The sequence below is a fragment of the Bradyrhizobium sp. NAS96.2 genome (assembly GCF_001908235.1).
Taxonomy (GTDB): Bacteria; Pseudomonadota; Alphaproteobacteria; order Rhizobiales; family Xanthobacteraceae; genus Bradyrhizobium.
This window is the reverse complement of record NZ_LGHK01000346.1, coordinates 1-5577: the sequence shown is the minus strand read 5'-3', so window position 1 is coordinate 5577 and position 5577 is coordinate 1. Positions and strand designations below refer to the sequence as shown.

Genomic DNA, 5577 nt, shown 5'->3' with positions numbered 1-5577 from the left:
GCCCGGCGCGGCCGGCCGGCTGACGCGGCTCGGCGATATCCTGGGCGCGGACTTTCGCGCCAGTGCGATCGAGGTGCGCGCCGAACGCGAGGGCGTCGTGGTCGAGGGCTTTGCCGCCGCGCCGTCGCTGACCCGCGCGAACGCGCTCGGGCAATATCTGTTCGTCAACGGCCGCCCGGTGCGCGACAAGCTGATCCTCGGCGCGGTGCGCGCGGCCTATTCCGACTATCTGCCGCGCGACCGCCATCCGGTGGTGGCGCTGTTCGTGACCTGCGATCCGCAAGAGGTCGACGCCAACGTGCATCCGGCCAAGACCGAGGTGCGCTTCCGCAATGCCGGCCTGGTGCGCGCGCTGATCGTGCATGCGCTCAAGGACGGTCTCGCACGCGAAGGCCGGCGCACCGCGGCCAACACCGCCGACGGCGCGACCTTGCAGGCGTTCCGCCCGGCCTTCACGCCACCGCGTCCGGGCAATTGGGACTGGCGCAGCTCGCCGTCCTATCCAACTGGTCCGATGCGCGGCTTCGAGAGCGCTGCGGCGACGGCCTTCGCCGAACCCGGACAGGCCGCCTTCGACGTCGGCACGCCGACCGCCGACGTGCGCTTCGAGGCCGCGCCCGCGCCCGACCTGCTCGACAGGCCGCTAGGGGCGGCGCGCACCCAGATCCACGAGACCTATATCGTCTCGCAGACTCGCGACGGCCTCATCGTGGTCGATCAGCACGCGGCGCATGAGCGCATCGTCTATGAGAGGCTGAAGGCCTCGCTGGCGAAGAACGGCGTGCAGCGGCAGATCCTGCTGATCCCCGAGATCGTCGAGCTCGATGAGGCGACCGTCGAGAAGCTGCTCGACCGCGCCGAGGAGCTGGCCTCGTTCGGGCTCGCGATCGAATCCTTCGGTCCTGGCGCAGTCGCCGTGCGCGAGACGCCGTCGCTGCTCGGCAAGACCAATGCCGCGGGTCTGTTGCGTGACCTCGCCGAGCACATGGCCGAGTGGGACGAGGCGCTGCCGCTGGAGCGCCGGCTGATGCATGTCGCCGCCACCATGGCCTGCCACGGCTCTGTGCGCGCCGGGCGACGCCTCAAGCCGGAAGAGATGAACGCGCTGCTGCGCGAGATGGAAGACACGCCGAACTCTGGCCAGTGCAACCACGGCCGGCCGACCTATGTCGAATTGAAGCTGAGCGATATCGAGAAGCTGTTCGGGCGGAGATAGCCGTACATTCCGTCGTCCCGGGCAAGTCAACGGGTCGGCGCGAAGCGCCGCCCGATGACAGACTCCGCGCGACCCGGGATCCACAACCACACGGCGTTGTTGTTGCGCGACGCTGTGGCCCCAGCGAACTCCATCACACAGTTCGGTGGTTATGGGTCCCTGCTTTCGCAGGGACGACAGGTCGGCCGTAGGATGGGTGGAGCGCAGCGATACCCATCGCCTTTGCGGCACCATGATGGGTTTCGCTTCCGCCTTCGCTCTTCGAGCTACGGCGGACAAGTCGCTGCCATCCTACGAATCCCGCTACCTAGCGAACACCTCCAGCGCGGTGCGCAGCTGTGCGATCCATTCGTCGCCGTGTTCGAACCCGCCTGTCGCGATCCGCTCGCAGACTTGATCGAGGCCTTCATCGCGGGATGACGTCTGATCCCCGGCCAATTGTCGCGCGATCGCGATATAGCCGTCCGTCAGCAGCACCAGGCCGGGTGCGCTCGCGGCGAGATAGTTCTGACGCGCACCGCGAAAGATGTCGATCGCCTCGTCATAGCGGCCAAGTGCCAGATCGAAGGCCCCCACCAGCCAGGCGCCCGTTCCGAGCCGCGCCGGCCCAAGCTCCAGCTCCTGCACAAGATCCAGCGAGTGCTCCGCAAGGTCGCGCGCCGCCAGCAGATGAGCTTGGTCGATCGGCTTGTCCGAAACGCCCCAGCCCGGCCAGCAATCGGCTGCGGCGTTGAACGTCATCCGCTGAATCATCTTGAGCGCTTCGTGCGCGTCGGCATCGAGCGCGCCGCGACGGCGCCCGACCTGGTCGGCGGCGTCGCGCGCCGCCGCAAGCAGCGCTGTGTCATCGCCCGCGCCGCGCAACGCCTTGACGCGCGTCTCCAGCTGACCTGCGAGCCCGGCGAGAGTATCGGCCATGGTTCACGCTCCGAAAGCGACGATTAGCTCGTAGGATCCTACACTTTTTCGCGAAGGAAGACGAATTCCGTGTCGTCATAGGCCCGCCGCTCAAGCTCCTCGAAGCCCTCGGGCGCCGCGAATGCCGCGGCCTTGGCCTCCTCCACCACGAGCAGCGCACCCGGGGTCAGCCAGCCGCCATTGCGCAGCGAGGCAAGCGCCTTGTCGGCGAGGCCCTTGCCATAGGGCGGATCGAGAAACACCAGCGAGAACGGCTCGACCGGGTGCGCCGGTCCGAGGTCGGTGGCATCGCGGCGATAGACCTTGGTCGTCCCGCCGAGGCCAAGCGACTCGACATTGTTGCGCAGCAGCGCCCGCGCCTCGGCGCCATTGTCGACGAACAGCGTGAACCTGGCGCCGCGGGAGGCCGCCTCGATGCCGAGCGCGCCGGTGCCGGCAAACAGATCGAGCACGCGCGCATCCTCGATCGGGTTGTCGTAGGCGTGGACCAGGATATTGAACACGGACTCGCGCAACCGGTCCGCGGTCGGCCGGATCTCGCGGCCCGAGGGCGACGCGAGATTGCGGCCCTTCAGCCTGCCCCCGACGACACGCATCGACGTTTACTCGTCCTGCGGCTTGAGATCGCGCTTGCCGTGATAGCCGCGCTTGGGGCGGCGCGGCGGGCCGTAGCCGTTGGCCTCGTCCTCGTTGCGGGCGCGCGCCTCCTCGCTGCCGGTGCGCTGCACCAGCACGCGGCGGCCCTTGCGGTCATTGATGGTCTCGCGCTTGGCTTTCGGCTTCTTCGCGGGCGCATCGTCGCCGACGTCGCGCTGCTCCGGCCGCGTGAAGTCGGCACCGGCGATCTTGGCGATCTTCTCGCCGAGCTGCTCGCGCAGCACCCGCGTCTTGACCTCCTCGACCTTGCCCTCCTCGAGCTCGGCGAGCTGGAACGGGCCGTAGGAGATCCGGATCAGCCGGTTCACCTCGAGCCCGAGATGCGCCATCACGTTGCGCACCTCGCGGTTCTTGCCCTCGCGGATCGCGAACACCACCCAGACGTTGGAGCTCTGGTCGCGCTCCAGCGTCGCATCGATCGGCCCGTATTTGACGCCGTCGACCTCGACGCCGTCCTTGAGCTGGTCGAGCTGCGCCTGCGTCACCTCACCATGCGCGCGCACGCGATAGCGGCGCAGCCATCCGGTGTCGGGATGCTCCAGCGTCCGCGCCAGCCCGCCGTCATTGGTCAGCAGCAGCAGGCCCTCGGTATTGAAATCGAGCCGGCCGATCGAGATCAGCCGCGGCAGGCCCTCGGGCAGATTGTCGAACACGGTCGGCCGTCCCTCGGGGTCGGCATGCGTCGTCATCAGTCCGCGCGGCTTGTGATACATGAACAGCCGGGTCCGCTCGCGCGGCGGCAACGGCTTGCCGTCGACTGCCACGACATCATTGTCGGTGATATCGAGCGCCGGCGAGTTGATCACCCGTCCGTTGACCGTGACGCGCCCCTGCGTGACGATCTCCTCGGCATCGCGGCGCGAGGCGAGGCCGGCGCGCGCCAGCACCTTGGCGATACGCTCGCCGGACTTCTTCGGCTTCGGCTCGGGACGCTCGCGGCGGTCATCATAGGAGCGTTCGCGATAGGCACCGCGGCCGCCGAACGCCGGGCGCTTCGCAAAGATCTGGCTTTCATCTTCATTGTCGCGGCGCGGACGATCGCCGAAACGGCCTTCGCTGCGCGGATGCTCTTGCCAATCCCTGCGCCCTTCCGGCCGCTCGCGGCGGCGGTCGCCGCCTTCGTCATCATGCCCCTTCCAGCGCGGCCGGCTGAATTTCGGACGGTCGCCCTGCTCGCGGTCATCGCGCGATCGCGAAAACCGCGGCCGCTCGTCGCCGCCGCGATCATCGCGCGGCCTGTCGAACTTGCGCGGGCCGTCACGGAACGGGCGCGAACTACGCTCGGGACGATCGGAGCCGCCCTCGCGCTTCTGCCACGGCTTGGATTCGCCGCGCGGCGGACGATCACCGAAATCCTTGCGCGGGCCACGATCACGATCTCCCCCGCGATCGCGATCGCCGCCGCGCGAGAACTTCCGCTCGCCGCCGAATTTCCGCTCGGGTCGATCGCCGTCGCGCGACGGACGATCGCCATAGGATCGCTCACCGCGCGGCGTGTACGGCCGCTTCTCGCCATCGCGATCCCGCGATGCGTAGGGTTTTCTGTCGCCGAATTTGCGGTCGGAAGATCGTCCCGCCGGGCGGGCGTCGTCGCGATCGCGGCGCGGCCCACGGTCGTCGCGGTTGTAGTTCGGGCGATCACCGCGCGGCTTGAACGAACGCTTGTCACCATCGCCGTCACGGTCAAACCGTGGCCGGTCGCCACGCGGTTTGAAGGAGCGCTTGTCGCCATCGCCGCCACGCGAGGGCCGGTCACCACGGGGCCGATCGTCCCGGTTGAAGCGCGGCCGGTCGCTGAAATCGCGGCGCGGTGCGTCGCCGTCTTCGCGGCGGCGGTAGGGACGCTTCTCGCCATCGCCCTTACCGGCAAAGTCCTTGCCGCCGAAGCCGCGCTTGGCGAATTTCTTGTCCGGTCCACGGGCGGCTCCGGAGCGGCCTTTGCCTCCGGCGCGGCCCTTGTCACCGCCGGCGCGGCCTTGGCCACCGCCGGGCCGATCACGCCGGCCGCGGGAATCGTTGTGTTTGTCGCTATCGCGGGGCATGAATGTTCTCGCCTGGGCGTTCAATTGGGGTGCAAGGGCCAACCGGTCGTACGCGCCCCATTGGCAGCGCGCTTGACGCAAAACCGGCATCCACTTTTGCTGAAGGCGAAGCTACTAGCAGGTTTCTTCGGATGATACGAGGCATGTCGGCCCCTTCTTTCATGGATTTGGCGCTGAAAACGGCCGAAAATGCCGGAAAGTCGGGCGAAGTTCCGATCGGATGCGTCATTGTGCGGGGCTATGAGGTGATTGCCACCGCCGGCAACCGGACGCTGACCGACCGCGACCCCACTGCGCACGCCGAAATCCTGGCGATCCGGCAGGCTGCAGAGGCCATCGGCACCGAACGGCTGGTCGATTGCGACCTCTACGTCACCCTCGAGCCCTGCACCATGTGCGCGGGCGCGATCTCCTTTGCTCGCATCCGCCGGCTGTACTACGGCGCCGCCGACCCCAAGGGCGGCGCGGTCGAGTCCGGCGTCCGCTTCTTCGCGCAGCCGACATGCCACCACGTGCCGGAGGTCTATGGCGCAGTCGGCGAGAGCGAGGCTGCCCGCCTCTTGCGCGAGTTCTTCAGGGAGCGGCGGTGACGAACCTGTAGCCCGGATGGAGCGAAGCGCAATCCGGGGAGATTTCTCCGCGGAGACATTCCCGGATTTCGCTTCGCTCCATCCGGGCTACGAAGCTCTCAGCGAGCAGCAAGTCAAACCCGTCATCCCCGCGCAAAGGCTTCGCCTTTGCGCG

The 5577-nt window shown here is 68.1% G+C and carries 5 protein-coding genes; 2 read left to right on the top strand and 3 right to left on the bottom strand.

Annotated elements, in window-relative coordinates; all coding sequences use genetic code 11:
• On the top strand, positions 1–1216 hold a 1216-nt coding region (mutL, locus tag AC628_RS41120; protein WP_074132511.1), incomplete at its 5' end, for a DNA mismatch repair endonuclease MutL.
• Between the two features lie 303 nt (positions 1217–1519).
• Here mutL and AC628_RS41115 read toward each other — a convergent pair.
• Genes AC628_RS41115 through AC628_RS41105 form a run of 3 tightly spaced genes read right to left on the bottom strand, consistent with a single transcriptional unit; the run spans position 1520 to position 4833 of the window.
• Complete coding sequence (locus AC628_RS41115) at positions 1520–2134, bottom strand: hypothetical protein (RefSeq protein WP_074132510.1); 615 nt, start codon at positions 2132–2134, stop codon at positions 1520–1522.
• Positions 2135–2172: 38 nt separating this feature from the next.
• A complete protein-coding gene (rsmD, locus tag AC628_RS41110; RefSeq protein ID WP_074132509.1) occupies positions 2173–2730 on the bottom strand; it encodes a 16S rRNA (guanine(966)-N(2))-methyltransferase RsmD in 558 nt (185 codons plus the stop codon).
• Positions 2731–2736: 6 nt separating this feature from the next.
• Positions 2737–4833: a pseudouridine synthase gene (locus AC628_RS41105; protein ID WP_074132508.1), complete on the bottom strand. Its 2097-nt coding sequence runs from the start codon at positions 4831–4833 to the stop codon at positions 2737–2739.
• A 131-nt stretch (positions 4834–4964) separates the two neighbouring features.
• Here AC628_RS41105 and AC628_RS41100 point away from each other — a divergent pair, with 131 nt between their 5' ends.
• Positions 4965–5423 carry a nucleoside deaminase gene (locus AC628_RS41100; protein ID WP_074132507.1) on the top strand — a complete coding sequence of 153 codons (459 nt, stop codon included), beginning with the start codon at positions 4965–4967 and terminating at the stop codon, positions 5421–5423.
• Positions 5424–5577 lie beyond the last annotated feature (154 nt).